The 15,662-nt window shown below is 65.1% G+C and carries 14 protein-coding genes; 7 read left to right on the top strand and 7 right to left on the bottom strand.

Annotated elements, in window-relative coordinates; all coding sequences use genetic code 11:
- The first annotated feature begins 114 nt into the window (after positions 1-114).
- A complete protein-coding gene (locus CIK75_RS06205) occupies positions 115-1,830 on the top strand; it encodes a bifunctional 3'-5' exonuclease/DNA polymerase (protein ID WP_241895327.1) in 1,716 nt (571 codons plus the stop codon).
- Positions 1,831-1,839: 9 nt separating this feature from the next.
- Here the strand turns inward: CIK75_RS06205 and CIK75_RS06210 are convergent, their stop codons facing one another.
- Genes CIK75_RS06210 through CIK75_RS06220 form a run of 3 tightly spaced genes read right to left on the bottom strand, consistent with a single transcriptional unit; the run spans position 1,840 to position 4,726 of the window.
- Complete coding sequence (locus tag CIK75_RS06210) at positions 1,840-2,595, bottom strand: CoA pyrophosphatase (protein ID WP_241895328.1); 756 nt, start codon at positions 2,593-2,595, stop codon at positions 1,840-1,842.
- Positions 2,592-3,407, bottom strand: a complete 816-nt coding sequence (nth, locus tag CIK75_RS06215; RefSeq protein ID WP_086997809.1) for an endonuclease III — start codon at positions 3,405-3,407, stop codon at positions 2,592-2,594. The genes CIK75_RS06210 and nth overlap by 4 nt, the downstream gene beginning before the upstream one ends.
- A 2-nt stretch (positions 3,408-3,409) precedes the next feature.
- Complete coding sequence (locus tag CIK75_RS06220; RefSeq protein WP_086997806.1) at positions 3,410-4,726, bottom strand: hypothetical protein; 1,317 nt, start codon at positions 4,724-4,726, stop codon at positions 3,410-3,412.
- A gap of 243 nt (positions 4,727-4,969) precedes the next feature.
- Here CIK75_RS06220 and acs point away from each other — a divergent pair, with 243 nt between their 5' ends.
- The 3 genes from acs to CIK75_RS06235 all read left to right on the top strand — a co-directional run bounded on the left by acs (position 4,970) and on the right by CIK75_RS06235 (position 8,526).
- A complete protein-coding gene (gene acs, locus CIK75_RS06225; protein ID WP_086997803.1) occupies positions 4,970-6,952 on the top strand; it encodes an acetate--CoA ligase in 1,983 nt (660 codons plus the stop codon).
- 103 nt (positions 6,953-7,055) lie between these two features.
- Positions 7,056-7,508 (top strand): type II 3-dehydroquinate dehydratase, encoded by a 453-nt coding sequence (aroQ, locus tag CIK75_RS06230; RefSeq protein ID WP_086997801.1) that lies wholly within the window; start codon positions 7,056-7,058, stop codon positions 7,506-7,508.
- A 34-nt stretch (positions 7,509-7,542) separates the two neighbouring features.
- Positions 7,543-8,526 carry a DUF2332 domain-containing protein gene (locus CIK75_RS06235; RefSeq protein ID WP_086997798.1) on the top strand — a complete coding sequence of 328 codons (984 nt, stop codon included), beginning with the start codon at positions 7,543-7,545 and terminating at the stop codon, positions 8,524-8,526.
- Positions 8,527-8,531: 5 nt separating this feature from the next.
- Here CIK75_RS06235 and CIK75_RS06240 read toward each other — a convergent pair whose 3' ends face one another.
- A complete protein-coding gene (locus CIK75_RS06240) occupies positions 8,532-9,719 on the bottom strand; it encodes a MarP family serine protease (protein ID WP_241895329.1) in 1,188 nt (395 codons plus the stop codon).
- A 204-nt stretch (positions 9,720-9,923) separates the two neighbouring features.
- Here CIK75_RS06240 and CIK75_RS06245 point away from each other — a divergent pair, with 204 nt between their 5' ends.
- A complete protein-coding gene (locus CIK75_RS06245) occupies positions 9,924-10,601 on the top strand; it encodes a Crp/Fnr family transcriptional regulator (RefSeq protein ID WP_086997794.1) in 678 nt (225 codons plus the stop codon).
- Between the two features lie 143 nt (positions 10,602-10,744).
- Here CIK75_RS06245 and CIK75_RS06250 read toward each other — a convergent pair whose 3' ends face one another.
- The 3 genes from CIK75_RS06250 to CIK75_RS16300 form a co-directional block, all read right to left on the bottom strand.
- A complete protein-coding gene (locus tag CIK75_RS06250; protein WP_342744372.1) occupies positions 10,745-11,515 on the bottom strand; it encodes an NUDIX hydrolase in 771 nt (256 codons plus the stop codon).
- A gap of 217 nt (positions 11,516-11,732) precedes the next feature.
- Positions 11,733-12,209 carry a RidA family protein gene (locus CIK75_RS06255; RefSeq protein ID WP_086997787.1) on the bottom strand — a complete coding sequence of 159 codons (477 nt, stop codon included), beginning with the start codon at positions 12,207-12,209 and terminating at the stop codon, positions 11,733-11,735.
- A 21-nt stretch (positions 12,210-12,230) separates the two neighbouring features.
- Complete coding sequence (locus tag CIK75_RS16300) at positions 12,231-12,386, bottom strand: hypothetical protein (RefSeq protein ID WP_086998016.1); 156 nt, start codon at positions 12,384-12,386, stop codon at positions 12,231-12,233.
- 37 nt (positions 12,387-12,423) lie between these two features.
- On the opposite strand from CIK75_RS16300, the gene CIK75_RS06265 reads away from it, so the two are divergent.
- Positions 12,424-14,604 (top strand): transglycosylase domain-containing protein, encoded by a 2,181-nt coding sequence (locus CIK75_RS06265; RefSeq protein WP_179204268.1) that lies wholly within the window; start codon positions 12,424-12,426, stop codon positions 14,602-14,604.
- Between the two features lie 29 nt (positions 14,605-14,633).
- The gene (locus CIK75_RS06270) at positions 14,634-15,587 is read left to right on the top strand and encodes a metallophosphoesterase (protein WP_086997781.1); all 954 of its coding nucleotides are present in this window, start codon (positions 14,634-14,636) and stop codon (positions 15,585-15,587) included.
- The last annotated feature ends 75 nt before the right edge of the window (positions 15,588-15,662 follow it).

Raw genomic sequence — 15,662 nt, forward strand, 5'->3', positions numbered from 1 at the left:
ACCCGTTCTGGTCGGGCCCGTGTCCGGGGCGTTGTGGACTCACCGGCGGCGGCCCCTTCCCGGGACCAGTTGTGCAGGGCGCGTCGGGTCGGAAGTCCCTGTCAGAATAGGAAGGTGCCCGGTTACGCAATTCTTGCCACTCATTCCACCGTCCAGGCGGCTCCCGATCAGGGGGCTGCCACCGCCGTCGTGCAGTTATTGGATGACTCAGGGATCGCCGAGGCCCCTCCCGTCGTCCTGTTCCACGACCAGTTGGCGGGGCTGGTCCGGGATATGGCGCCACGCCGGCTGCGCTGGGTTTGGGGGCGGACCGGCGACTGGTATCCGGGTCTGCTGGCCGCCGGTTGCACCGTGGAACGGGTCAGCGATCTCAGCCTGAACCGGACCATCCTGCGCCATGCCCCAGCCGCCACCAACACCGACTATCTTGCGTCGCTGCGGGTGGCGGGGGCCGGCCGGGACGACGGCGGCGAGCCGGCTTGGTCCCTGCCCCCGGCCCGGGTACCAGAAAACCAGGGGGCGCTCTTTGCTGAGCCCAAAGACGATCAGACGTCTCTTGAGGCCGTCATCACGGAGTTTCGTGAACAGCAGCGCACCATCCCCGCAGGGCCCGCGGGGCGTCGGCTGCAATTGCTGTTGGCCGCGGAATCCGCGGGCGCCCTGGTCGCCGCCGAAATGCAGCATCAGGGCATCCCGTGGAACCGCGGCGTTCACGAACAGTTGCTGGTGGACCAGCTGGGTCCACGCCCGGCCTCGGGAGTCCGCCCGGCCCGGATGGAAGAGGTCGCCTCCGAGCTACGTACCGCCTTGGGCGCCCCGCAACTGAACCCGGATTCCCCGCAGGAGCTCCTCAAGGCCCTGCACCGCGTGGGCATCGACGCCAAAAGCACCGGGCAGTGGGAGTTACGCGAATTTTCGCACCCGGCCTTGGACGTCCTGCAACGCTATAAGAAGCTCTCCCGCCTACACTCTGCCAACGGATGGGTCTGGCTGGACGAATGGATCCATGACGGGCGGTTCAGACCCGAATATGTGGTCGGTGGGGTGGTTACCGGCAGGTGGGCCTCCCGCGGCGGTGGGGCATTGCAGATCCCGCATACCATCCGCGACGCCGCACGGGCCGACGCCGGGCACCTGCTGGTCGTCGCCGATGCCGCCCAGCTTGAACCTCGTATTTTGGCCGTGCTGGGCCGCGACACCCCTCTGGCCGAGGCCGCCCGGGGGCAGGACCTCTACCGGGGCATCGCCGACAAAGGTTTCGGCGGAGACCGCGCCCACGCCAAGATCGCGATGCTCGGGGCCATGTACGGTTCCACCACCGGTGAAGCCGGGAGACTCATGCCCCAGCTGACCCGGACGTTCCCGCAGGCGATCGCGGTGCTGGAACGGGCCGCCCGGACCGGGGAAGCCGGAGGGGCGGTGCAGACCTTCTTGGGGCGTGGCTCCCCCGCGGCAACACAGGACTGGGTGGACGGTCAACGAGCCGCCTCGGCGGAAGAGCAGCGTCGGGCCGATGCTGCCGCCCGTACCCGGGGACGGTTCACCCGGAACTTCGTGGTCCAGGGAACCGCTGCGGAGTGGGCGCTGTGTTGGCTGGCAGAGATCAGGCTGCAACTGCGGGCCGCCCGGTCCGCCGGCCGTGACGACGGCGAACTGGTCTTCTTCCTCCACGACGAGGTGATGCTCCATGTTCCCCGGGAGGCCGCCGAACGGGTGTCAGCGATGGTCCAGGAAGCCGCGGAGCGGGCGGCAACACTGCTCTTCGGCAGCGTCCCGGTGCAGTTCCCCGTCGGGGTCACCGTCGTGGAATCCTACGCCGACGCCACATAGTCGTCAGGTTCAGGAGAACGGGTGGGGCCTGATCCTCGAGGGGTCCCAAGGAAGGGCCCAGCCCAGATCGTCGAGCAGCCTCGATAAGACGATCCCCGTGAACCCCCAAATCAACCTGCCGTGGAGATCGAATGCCGGAGACCTGTGTTTCTGGCCTCCCCGGCTGACTTCAACACTCAGCCGGTTCCGCGGGTCCACCAGGTCAGCCACCGGGGCACGGAATACGGAGGCCGATTCCCGTTGATCGACGGCGAAGACCTCGCAGGGCAGCTTCCACCAACCCAGCACGGGGGTCACGACGAAGTTGGTGACCGGAAGTTCGGCCTGCGGCAATTGGCCGAGAATCTCCACGCCGGCGGGGTCCAGTCCGGTCTCTTCTTGGGCTTCACGGAGGGCCGCCGCCCGGCTGGAAGAGTCGGTGTCATCGATGGCCCCACCGGGGAAAGCCACCTGCCCGGGATGATCGCGCAGGTTTGCTGCCCGCTCAACGAACAGCACATCAAGATCCGCCGGAGCTGTGAGCGGTGCTGCCATCGCATCGATATCGTCCAGACGCCCGAACAGGATGAGCACCGCGGCACGGCGGGCCAGCGAATGGTCCAGCCCCTCAAACATCCAGGATGAGGGCATTTTGCTGGCCCCCAGGTCACCGGCCTCGACCAGCGGTCGGTGACGTTCGATCATGGCCAGGAGGTCCTCGCGGGCCGGGCCCGAGGTCATGGGGCGCCAGGCGGCCACGTCGCCTTCGAGCTCCGGTCCACTCATGTTCCCAACCCGAAGCCCAGCGCCCGCAGTTCTCGCCGCGATTTTCCGGAACGCATCAGCTCCAGCAGGTCTTCGCGGCCCGGGGCGAGCTCGTACTTCAGCAGTTTCGCCGCCTTTTCCGGGTCAACCTCCCCTTCCCCGTAGGACGGGCACAACGTGGCGATCGGACAGACCCCGCAGGCCGGTTTCCTGGCGTGGCAGATCCGCCGACCATGGAAGACGATCCGATGCGAGAGCATCGTCCAATCACGTTTTTCGAAGAGTTCACCGACGGCGTGCTCCACCTTGACCGGGTCGGTTTCCAGCGTCCACCCCAGCCGGCGGGCCAACCGCAGGAAATGGGTATCCACGGTGATCCCCGGGATGCCGAACGCATTGCCGAGCACCACGTTGGCCGTCTTGCGCCCGACTCCGGGCAGGGTGACCAGGTCCTCGACCCGAGAGGGGACCACGCCGTCGTACTCGTCGACCACAGCACGCGCGAGGGCGATGATATTGCTGGCCTTGGTCCGGTAGAAGCCGGTGGTACGGACCAACTCCTGGACGTCCTCCAGTTCCGCTTCCGAAAGGGCGATCGGATCCGGGTAGGCGGCGAAGAGTGCCGGGGTCGCGGCGTTCACCCGCACATCGGTGGTTTGGGCCGACAGGACGGTGGCGATGATGAGTTCGAAAGCGTTCTCGAAGTCCAGTTCGGGGACCGCATAGGGGTAGGTTTCGGCCAGAACCCTATTGATCTTCCGGGCCCGGCGTTTGAGGCCAATCGTTGTTTCACGATCACGCGGCGTCGCCTTGCGGGGTTGTTCCACCGGCATCGTCAGGCGCGTTCGATCCGGCTCAGATCGCGCAGTACCCCCACCGCGCCGTCGGAGGTCTGGACGAGGAACTCGTATCCGCGATCCTCCAAGGCCAAGATCCACTCCCCGGGCTCCAGGACGAAGGAGTTGCGGCCCGTGGCCTCGTTAACCGCTGTGCGGCTATCGGGCACCGCGAACCAGAAGGCCGTTGACGTCGAGGCGTTCCCACCACTGGTGGCGGTGAAGGACTGTTCGGCTTCCTGTTGGGAAGCTGTATCGCTGCTGGCGGCCACCGAATGCACCGTCGTTTCCGGTGCCGGTGCCGGTGCCGGTGCCGGTGCCGGTGCCTGAGCTGCGGAAGCTGGTGATGCTTCGGGCCCCGGGACGTCCTCGGCGGTGTCTGGCTTCGCTGCCGGTGTTTCGGCCGCTGGCTCCTGGGCTGCCGGTGTACCGAGAAGTTCTGGGCCGGCGCTCGGGGACGGGGAATCGGCAACGACCGGCAGGGTTCCCGCATCGGTGGGGGGCCCCGCCGGCTCAGGTGTGGTGGCCTCCGGTTCCGCTGGTTGACCGGTCGGGCCGTTCGTGGTGTCGGCGATCTCGCCAGGTTCTGCCGCTTCATCGGCGTCAGCGGACACCGGCCAGGCTCCCGGAACGGGTTCGGGCGTCGTGCTGTGGCCGGCGGCCAGCCCGGTCGCCACCGCGGCCTGGTGTTTCTCTTCGGGAGTCTGGCCGGGCGTTTGGGCTCCGGCGGGGACGGTCGTCCCGGTGGCGGCTGCGGCTCCGGTGGCCGGTTCCGGTGGGACGGCAGAGGTGTTCGAGGCAGCGGGCCGGGCCTGGGCACGCGGTGCGCTGGGGCGGATCGGCCGGGTCAGCAGGGCCGCCTCGCCGGGCGCGAAATCCAGCACGAACCCCGGGATATAAGGGGCCGCCGTAGTGCCTGCGGTCATCACCAGGGCGCCGACCAGTCCCAACAGGAAGGCGGGGTTCATCGACATCACCGAGTAGATGAAGAAGTACAGGATGCCCAACAGGGAGACCACCGAACCGAGCTGGTCCAAGGTGAGGGAACCGGCGGTCACCCGGGTCCTGCCGGCGAGTCGGCGCCAGGCGAAGGCCCCGCCAATGATCAGCGGCAGGGCCAGCGAGATGAATTGGTTGAAGGCGCTCGTCTGGTGGTTCCACACGTTGGCATAGGAGCCTCCGGCGACCTGGAACGGCAACACGGATCCAACGAGCAGCAGCAGGGCGCCAGCCATCACCGCGACTTCGCGCAGGGTGAAGGGGCCGGCCAGTGCCGGGGCGGTCCCCGACGAATCGGCGGAGGAACTAGCCATCATGACTCCTTTCGCCGCCCACTTCGTGACGGTCTGCAATCGGCTTCGGTCCCCAGCCTATCGGCGCGGTACGACCAATGCCGCACGGATTCCGAGGCCATTTCACTCTCCAGGGGGCCCCGAGGGTACCGTTCACCGCAGAATCCGCACGGTGAGCGTCTCACTGCGTGATCGAGGCCACCACCAGAGACGATCGGTTGTAACCTGACTCACAGCACTTAATTCCGCGCCGAAAGGATCCGCACCGTGTCGGACAAGCACTCCACCCTCGATAACCTCTCCCATGAGGACCGCAGCTTCGCGCCGAGCGCCGAATTCGCGGCCCAGGCCGTGGCCCGCGAGGAGTTGTACCAGCGGGCAGCCGACGACCGGCTGGGATATTGGGCCGATCGCGCCCGGGAGGCGTTGACCTGGGAGACGGACTTCACCGAAACCCTCGACTGGTCCGAGGCCCCGGTGGCGAAGTGGTTCGTCGGAGGCAAGGTCAATGCCGCCTATAACGCCCTGGACCGGCACGTCGAGGCCGGAAACGGCGACCGGGTCGCCATCTATTTCGAAGGTGAGCCCGGCGATACCCGCAGCTACACCTACGCCGAACTCACCGAGGAAGTGAAACGTGCCGCCAACGCCTTTGGTTCCTTGGGTGTCGGCAAGGGCGACCGGGTTGCCGTCTACCTCCCGATGATCCCCGAGGCCGTCATCACCATGCTGGCCTGCGCCCGGATCGGTGCGATCCATTCGGTGGTCTTCGGTGGCTACTCCGCCGACGCCCTGCGCAGCCGCATCGACGACGCCGAAGCGAAGCTGGTCGTCACCGCCGACGGGACCTGGCGTCGGGGCAAGCCCAGCGCGCTGAAGCCTGCCGTCGACGAAGCAGTAGCTGGTTGTGCCGGTTCGGTGCAGAACGTGCTGGTGGTCAAGCGCAACGGCGAAGACGTCGCCTGGACCGAGGGTCTGGACCTGTGGTGGGACGACGTTGTTGCCACCGCCGACACCGAGCACGTCGCCGCAGGCCACGACTCCGAGCACCCGCTCTTCGTGCTCTACACCTCGGGCACCACCGGTAAGCCCAAGGGCATCATCCACACCACCGGCGGCTACCTGGTGCAGAACGCGGTCACGCACCGCGATACCTTCGACCTACACCCCGAATCCGACGTTTTCTGGTGCACCGCCGATATCGGTTGGGTGACCGGGCACAGCTACGTCACCTACGGCCCACTGCTCAATGGCGCCACCCAGATCATCTACGAAGGCACCCCCGACAGCCCGCACCAGGGCCGGTGGTGGGAGATCGTCCAGAAGTACGGGGTCTCCATCCTGTACACCGCCCCTACAGCCATCCGCACCATGATGAAGTGGGGCCGCGAGATCCCTGATGGCTACGACCTGTCCTCGCTGCGCGTGTTGGGTTCGGTGGGCGAACCGATCAACCCCGAAGCCTGGATGTGGTACCGGGACGTCATCGGTTCCAATGCCGGGGCCAACGGGGAGCGCAAGGAGCATCCGACGCCGATCGTCGATACGTGGTGGCAGACGGAAACCGGCGCCCATATGATTGCCCCGCTTCCGGGGGTCACCGCGGCCAAACCGGGTTCGGCGCAGGTCCCGGTCCCGGGCATCAACATCGACGTCGTGGACGAGAATGGCGAGGCGGTGGCCAACGGTGAGGGCGGCTACCTGGTCATCCGCGATCCGTGGCCTGCCATGCTGCGCGGGATCTGGGGCGATATGCAGCGTTATAAGGACACCTACTGGTCACGCTTCGACAAGATGTATTTTGCGGGCGACGGGGCCAAACGCGATGAGGACGGCGACCTCTGGCTGCTGGGCCGCGTCGACGACGTCATGAACGTTTCGGGCCACCGGCTCTCCACCACCGAAATCGAATCCTCGCTGGTGGCCAGCGAACTCGTGGCCGAGGCTGCCGTCGTGGGTGCGAAGGACGAAACCACCGGGGAGGCCGTGTACGCCTTCGTGATCCTCCAGCGCGAACCGAAGAACGGGGAGGACGTGGTGCAGCTGCTGCGCAGCCACGTGGGCAAGCAGATCGGCCCCATCGCCAAACCCCGCGATATTTTCGTGGTCCCCGAGCTGCCCAAGACCCGTTCGGGCAAGATCATGCGCCGCCTGCTCAAGGACGTCGCAGAGGGCCGCGAGGTCGGCGATTCCAGCACCCTGGCCGACGCGTCGGTCATGGCGCAGATCGCCGATTCGGTGCGCCACTGATCCGGCCGACCTACCGGGAACGAACCACCACACGGTGGATGCCGTTCGTGCCACGCCCCGTCATACATCACGTATCGGCGGGGCGTGGGGGTTTAATGAGGGCATGACTGACACCGCTTCGGAGCCCCGCCGCGTCCTGGTCCTGAACGGACCGAATCTGAATCTGCTCGGTACCCGCGAACCGGGGATCTACGGGACAGCAACCCTTGCCGACGTCGAGGCGTTATGCCGTGACCGGGCCACGGCACGTGGTTGGGAAGCCGATTTTTTGCAGTCCAACCATGAAGGCGCCCTCGTGGACGCGATCCAGGCAGCCCGCGGTACGTCGTCGGGCATCGTCCTGAACGCCGGGGCCTACACCCATACCTCGGTGGCCATCGCCGACGCCATCTCCGCCGTGGGGCTTCCCGTCATCGAGGTCCACCTGTCCAATGTCCACGCCCGCGAGGCCTTCCGGCATCATTCGTTCATCTCCCCCGTCGCCGCAGCAATCATCATTGGTGCCGGGATCAACGGTTACGGGTATGCCATCGACCAGCTGGCTGGCCTCCACTAAGCCAGAGGACCCACCACGGAGGCAGGAACGGATCATGGAGGAAACCACCGACGAAGTGGCGGCGACGGCAGCCACCTACGACCAGTACGCCCGGCACTGGTTCGACGGGCATTCTGCGATCTACACGGCATGGGCCTCCCGGGTCGCCGCCGACCGGGACATGGCCTCACTCATCGCCTCCCTGCCACCGGCCAAACGCCAACCCAATCTGGTGTTCGCTGCCAGCCGTTTCCTGGGCTGCCCGGATCAGGACGCCGATGCCCTGGCCCACTTCCTGCACGATGCCTGGCCGGAGGTCTTCCGCGTGGTGTTGGAGCGGCGCACCCAAACCAACGAACCGCGCCGTTGCGCCACCCTCCTGCCGGCCCTGGGACTGATCGCCGCAGCCGACGAACGCCCCTTGGCGCTGATCGAGGTCGGCCCCTCCGCGGGGCTGTGCCTACTCCCTGACCTCTACTCCTATGAGTACGACGGCGGCCCCCGGCTGGGTACTGCGTCTCCCCTGCTGCGCTGTACCACCACGGGCAATCCGCCACTGCCCTCAACGCTGCCCCGGGTCGCTTCGCGGACCGGGGTGGATCTGAACCCGTTGGACGCTACCGATCCCGATACGGTGCGCTGGCTCGAGTGTTTGGTCTGGCCCGGGCAGGAGGACCGGCTACAGACCCTGCGAGCCGCCCTGGGACGGTTGGCTTCCCTGGGGGCGGAAGGCCCGTCGCTGCTGACCGGGGACCTCAACGACCGGGTCGCCGAGCTGGTGGCCGCTGTGCCCGACTCCCATCACGCCGTCGTCTTCCATTCCGCAGTGCTCGCCTATCTGAGCCCCGCCGATCGCAGCCGCTTCGCCGCAACCATCAGATCCTTGGACTGCCGGTGGCTCTCCAACGAGAATTTCTTCCTGGATGAGGCCGGGCTGACCGTCAATTCTCTTCAGGGTGACCGGTTCACGCTCGCCCTGGACTCGGTGCCCTTGGCCTATACGGGACAGCATGGGGCCACCTTGGATTGGATCGGCTGAACAGGTCAGTGCGCCGAGCAGGCCCCCGTGGACACGGTTTCTGAATACTGCGAAGCCTGCTTCAGGACCGGGCCGACTTCCTGCAGGGAGAGCGCGTAGCCCACATCGGTATCGCCCTTGGCCTTGGCGAAGATGACCCCCACCAATTTCCCCGAATCATCCAGCAGCGGGCCCCCCGAGTTGCCCTGTTTGACGTCGGCACCGAGTTGGTAGATCTCCAGGTTCGAGGCGTCCGCCCCGTAGATGTTCTGGACCGAAATGCTGCGCAGGGACTGGACCACCGCCCCCTGGGCCTGGAAGGGTCCGCCTTCGGGGTATCCCATGAAGGTGGCCGAATCCCCGGTGGACAGATCACGGCCTTCCTGCACCGGTTTCAGATCGAGCGAGTCCACGGCCAGCACGGCAAGGTCTTGGGAAGCGTCGAAGTGGACGACCCGGGCGGCCAACGCCCGACCATCAGCAGTGTTCACGACCGGTTCGGCGATACCTGCCACGACATGGGCGTTGGTCAGGATCCGGTCCGGGGCGATGACGAAACCGCTCCCGGTCTGGTTCACTCCGCAAGCGAAGGCCGTACCGGTGATTTTCGCCACCGAATCCTCCACGGCGTTCGTGGCCGCGGCATCGGGTTCAGCATCGGCTGCCGCACCGTCGGGGACCGGGGCAAAGGGCTCGATCAGATCGGGGATGGACTGGCCCATCACCACGGAGCGTGCCTTGGCCATCGCCGAGGACACCGGATCGGGGGTGACGTTGCGGATGGTGCTGATGACCTGTGAGGAGGCGATCTGCTGGGATAGGAACGGGAGGCCCATGCTCGCTGCCGAGAACGCGATCGCCGAGATGACCAGGGCCGCGACGACGACGTTGGTGATTCCGCCCAGGAGCCGGTCGAAGGTCTTGACGACGGGGAAGTTCAGCATCAGCCGGACCCGGTTGCCCACGGCCACGCCGATGGAGTGGCCCAGAAGCACCAGAACGACGGCGGTGGCGATGACCCAGAAGACCCGCCAGCCCGCGGTGGACACCCAGCTGGAGACGAACGGGATCGCGTAGAAGGCACCGATGCCGCCGGCAACGAGCCCAACCACGCCGCCGAGGGTCACGAAAAGGCCCTTACGCAGGCCCGATACAAGGAAGGCGACAAACGACAGCAACAGCAAGATGTCGAGCCAGCTGAACCCGAAAATCACCAAAATCTCCAACCCGTCACATGAGACCGCGGCGGGTTTCCGGCAGGTTCCGGTGCCCGTACGGCTCAATCAGTCTACGGGCACGCCCGGGTCAAACATTGGTGCTGAGGGCTGAAATCATGCAACTATCGTTGTGGAAGGTGTCACATCGGTTCTGACTACGGCACAATAAGACAAGCGCCATCACATTTGCGAGGAGAATTCATGGACATCGAGGTACTGCGCCGGGCACCACTATTCACGACGCTCAGCGACGAGGTATTCGCCGCCCTGACCGAGGAATTGATCGAGGTCGATTTGTCGCGCGGGGCATCAGTGTTCCGCGAGGGAGATCAGGGAGATCAGCTCTACTTCATCGTTTCGGGCAAGATCAAGCTGGGGCGCACCGCACCCGACGGTCGTGAGAACCTGCTGGCCGTCCTCGGTCCGGGAGAGCTCTTCGGCGAAATGGCCCTGTTCGATCCGAGCCCGCGCAATGCCACGGCGACCGCCGTATCGGAAACCCGTCTGGCTGGCCTGCGTCACGAGAACCTGCGCAAGGTTCTACAGAGCTCCCCTGAGGTCTCCGTGCAGCTCCTGCAAGCGTTGGCTCGTCGCCTGCGCCGGACCAACGAGTCGCTGGCCGACTTGGTGTTCTCGGATGTTCCCGGCCGTGTTGCCAAGGCCCTGCTGGACCTGGCTGACCGTTTCGGCCGCCCGGCCACCGACGGTGTTCTGGTCGCCCACGAGCTCACCCAGGAAGAATTGGCCCAGCTGGTCGGCGCTTCCCGCGAAACCGTGAATAAGGCTTTGGCGGAATTCGTCCAGCGCGGCTGGCTCCGTCTGGAGGCCCGCGCCGTGGTGATCCTCGACATTCAGCGTCTGCGTCAGCGTTCGCGCTAACGTCGAAGCATCCGGGCGAGCCGTAGGCCCGACGAATCACCCCCGCCACCGGGGCCCCACGATGGGGTGTCCGGGGCGGGGGTGCTCGGTTTAAGCGGCCGTGCGGCGAGAGCGTCCTGCCGGGCCTATCCGACGGAGCAGACTCAGCGTCCGCGGGCCGCGGCCCCGCCTTCGGAGGCGGCGCTGATGCTCACATCCAGGTAGAAGGAACCTTCTACCTCGATCAGTTTGGGGTGGTAGGACTTCACCCGGCGGCGGTGCGAGAGGTAGGCGACCGTTCCACGGGTGGTGGCAACCTTCTCCAGGATGAACTCAACTGCGGGTGTGGTGATCGCGCTCAGTTGCTGTCCGCGGGTGTCCTGCTGGTCGACTTCATCACCCAATGAGGCGGTGGCACGGTCCTTCAAGACGTCGGCAGCCGACTTCCAGGCGCTCCAAACCCCTTTGCCTTGGAGGAGGCTGGCCTGTTGCTGCGGCGGCAAAGCTGCGGCGAAATAGCGGGTATCGAAACGCCGGTGGGCGAAGTCGGGGCTGATCCAATGCGAGAGCGGACGCAGCAGGTCGGTCCGCAGACCCAGCCCACGTTTGGCCAGCATCGCGGTGAAGCTGATGTCCTGCCCGGCGACGGCCTCGCGGATCTGCATCCATTCGGCGGTATTGCAGTTCTCCACGATGGACAGGGCGTCCGAACCGGCCAGCAGGATCCCGGTCTCCTCGAAGAGCTCACGGACCGCGCACATGATGTGGCTCCGGGCGATGCGGTGATCGAGCACGCCCAGCTGGCTGGACCACCAGCCCAGGGAGGGGCCGAACCAGTCAGTGTTTTCGTCATCTCCGGCTTCGAAGCTCCCGCCGGGAAAGGCCACCGAGCCCAGCGGGGAACCCCCGGGGCGGTAGCTGAGATAGGTCTCCACACCCTGGGGCGAGTCCCTCAATAAGACAACTGAAGATGCCCTCCTGGCCGCACGTGGGGTGCGGCTGCCATAGGTGATCCAACTCTCCGCCGCCCCGTATTGGGACGGCGGGAGCGGGAACAGCCGTCGGAGCATGCCGGTGCGGGGCGTTGCGGATTCCGCTGGACGCGGTCCCCCGCCCCGACCTGACACGCCGCCGACGACGGGTCGTGTCGAATCAGCTGAATTCGGCAATCAATTCAACTTCGACGCAGGCGTCCAGCGGCAGTGCCGCCACGCCGACGGCCGAACGGGCATGGATGCCCGCATCGCCAAACACGGTGCCCAACAGCTCGGAGGCACCGTTCACCACGCCCGGCTGTCCGGTAAAGGACGGATCGGAGGAAACGAATCCGACGACCTTCACAATTCGGGTGACCCGGTCGAGGTCTCCGATCATCGATTTCACGACTGCCATGGCATTGAGAACTGCCGTGGCAGCCTGTCCCTTGGCGGTGTCGGCGTCGACCTGCGCGCCGACCTTTCCGGTTACTGTGAGTTCGCCGTTAATAAACGGCAGTTGTCCCGAGGTGTGCACGAGGTTGCCGGTGATGACTGCCGGCACATAGGCAGCAACGGGTGCTGCCACCTGCGGCAACGTCATCCCGAGTTCGGCAAGACGCTGTTCGACAGCGGATGAAGGCTGGTTTTCCACGATTTCCGGTTTCCTTTCGGACTACTGCTTCGGGCGTTTGAGGTAAGCCACCGGAGCATTCCCATCGGGCCCGGCGATGACGGTAACAAGCTCCCAACCGTCGTCTCCCCATTGGTCCAGGATCTGCTTCGTGGCGTGAATTATCAGCGGTAAAGTCGCATACTCCCATTTCGTCATACCGAATACGTTAGCCGCTCCGGCTAAACTGGTCCGCATGGCGTCTAGAAAGTCCCCCTTCTTCAACACTGCAACCACCCTCGGCAAGATCGTGGCCTTCTTCGGGGTCAGCGCACTCTGCGGGGTCCTGGCTGCCGGAATGCTGGTGCCTGCAGCCTCAGTGGCCGGCTCCACCGCAGCGATCGGGATGGACTTCTTCGATGCTCTACCGGCCGAGCTGAAGCAGGAACCACTCTCCCAACCCTCCAAGGTCGTGGCCAAGGACGGGACGACCCTCGCCACGTTCTACGCGGAGAACCGCACACCGGTGGACCTCGATGACATTTCCAAGGACATGCAGAACGCGATTGTCTCCATCGAGGACGAACGGTTTTATAAGCACAACGGCGTCGACCTGCGCGGTATTGCCCGCGCCGCGGCCCACAACTTCACCAGTTCCTCGCAGCAGGGTGCCTCGACGCTGACGCAGCAGTACGTCAACAACGTGCTCATCAACGCCGACTCGCTCAAGGGCGTCGACCGTTCAGAACTGACCCTTTCGGGTACCAAGGACCTCGCCGATAAGCTCCGTGAGGCCAAGCTGGCCATCTCCGTGGAGAAGGAATTCACCAAGAAGGAGATTCTGCAGGGCTATCTCAACCTCGTCCTCTTCTCCGGGACCAACTACGGTGTCGAGGCCGCCGCGGAACGCTATTTCTCGGTCCACGCCAAGGACTTGAACATCCAGCAATCCGCCATGCTCGCCGGTATGGTCCAGCGCCCGAACACCTTCGATCCGCTGAAGAACCCCGAGCTGACACTCAAACGACGCAACACGGTGCTCGGGGCCATGCTCAAAACAAAGTCGATCACCAAGGCCGAATATGACAAGGCTTTGAAGACGAAATTGGGTCTGAAGCCCAAGGCCGTGAAATCCGGTTGTGTCGCCGCCAAGACGGCGAATAACTTCTGCGATTACGTCGCGCACGAGTTCCTGAAGGATCCTGCCTTCGGGAAGACGGAGAAGGACCGCGAATCGTTGCTCTACCGTGGCGGTCTCACCATCAAGACCACCTTGGACCCGCGGCTGCAGAAGGAAGCGGAAAAAGAAACCCGGAAGGTTATTCCTGCCGGTGACAGCTCCAACATGGGGTCGGTCATCGTCACCGTGGAACCGGGCACCGGCAACGTTCTGGCCATGGCGCAGAACAAGAAGTTCGGCTCCGAGCCGGACAACTCGGCATATACGACCTATAACCTCGCCGCGGGCCGGTCGATGGGTGGTACAAACGGCTTCCAGGGCGGCTCGACCATGAAGCCCTACACGGCCATCGCCTGGTTGGAAGACGGTCGGCATATGTGGGATCAGGTCAATGCTGCCCGCGATAGCTACGGACCGGAATTCCATTGGAAGGCCTCCTGCATGCCCAAGGGCTATGTGAGCCTGGACCCTCCGGGCTACCCGGTGGGAAACTTCTCCAAGGGCTATAAGAAGCGCATGACCGTGGACTACGGCCTCTACTGGTCCATCAACACCGCAACGGTCAATGAGGCCTCCCAGCTTGATTTGTGCAAGATCGCCGACGTCACCAAGCGGGTCGGCCTCTTGAATGCTTCGACGGGCAAACCGATGACCGGAGCCAACCCGGCGTTCGTGATCGGTTCGGATCCGATCACCCCCTTGGCCCAAGCCACCGCCTTTGCGACCTTCGCCAATAAGGGTGAGTACTGCAAGAACCGGGTCCTCACCGCCGTCACCGACTCCTCCGGAAATTCCTATAAGGTCCCCGGAGAATCCTGTGAACAGGTCATCGACGAGCAGGTGATCGCCAACCTGAACGGCACCCTCAAGAGAATCGCCGGCACCCGCGTGGCCAAGGACACGATCAGCCAACCGATCGCCGGTAAGACGGGCACCAATAACAGTGCCTCCTCCACCTGGTTCGTCGGTTACACCACCGGGATGGCCACCGCTGCCTGGACGGGCCGCTTCGACGGGAACGCGGAAATTGCCGGAGAGCTGATCAACGGCAAACGCTATGCCAACCCCGACTCCTCGACCCTGGCCGCACCGTTGTGGCTGGATTACACCAAGGACGTCATCGACTACTATCCGGCGGAGAGTTTCGGCAGCAAGGATTCAAAACCTGGCAAGTCCTCGGACTCCGGCGACGATTCGTCCAATAACGATCCCGCGGGTGACAACGGGGACAATAGCAACAACAACGACGGCGAATAACAGCTAGGACGAGGGAGGGCTCCCACGCCATGGGCGCAACACAGGACATCACGCAGGCCGTCAAACGAGCGGCGCCCTTCGTGGGGGCCGCGGCCGGCATCGGCGTCTCGCTGGGCGGGCTGGCCATCGGCTACGGGCTACTGGAGCGCAACGCGTTCAGCATCCGCCATGAGACGGTGGCCCTCCTTCCCCCGGGGATGCCTGACCTGCGGGTCCTCCACCTCTCAGATATCCACATGGTGCCGGGCCAGGACGCCAAGAAACGCTGGCTCGAATCCTTGGCCGGGCTGAACCCCGACCTGGTGGTCAACACCGGGGACAACCTCAGCCACCGCCAGGCCGTCCCCGAACTTCTGGAAGCCCTCCGACCGCTGATGGCCTTCCACGGGGTGTTCGTCCCGGGATCCAACTGCTATTACGGGCCGCGTCCAAAGAACCCGCTGCGCTACCTCACCGGTGCCCGCGACAAGTCACGCAACCTGGCCAAATACGCGTTGCCTTGGCAGCAGATGCATGCCGGCTTCGGCGCAGCCGGTTGGACCAATTTGACCAACCGGGCCATTTCCAAGCCCGTGAACGGGGTCCGACTGGACTTCTCGGGGGTGGACGACCCCCACCTGAAACTCGAGAAATTCGCTGGGTGGCCCCGCGGCTCCTCCACCGCTGGCGAAGCGCCCCACGTACGCATTGCCGTAACCCATGCCCCCTACCAGCGGGTTTTGGACCAGTTCACGGACTCCGGAGCGGATATTATTTTCGCCGGGCACACCCATGGTGGACAGATCTGTCTTCCCGGTTATGGAGCACTGGTGAGCAACTGCGATTTGCCGACGTGGCGCGCCCGCGGTCTCACCGAATGGGAGCACCGGGGCAAGACCGTCCCCTTGGAGGTCTCGGCGGGCATCGGCACCTCGAGGTTCGCTCCGATTCGGATTGCTTGCCCGCCGGAAGCCGTCTTGTTGACGCTGACCGCACGCGACTGACCCGCGCCCCCAACGGTCGCCGAAACGCCATCGAAATTCCTCTGCCGGGTCCTGCCCGGTCAATAAACCGCCGCC

Origin of the sequence: Glutamicibacter sp. BW78 (genome assembly GCF_002332245.1) — a bacterium.
Lineage (GTDB): Bacteria > Actinomycetota > Actinomycetes > Actinomycetales > Micrococcaceae > Arthrobacter_H > Arthrobacter_H rhombi_A.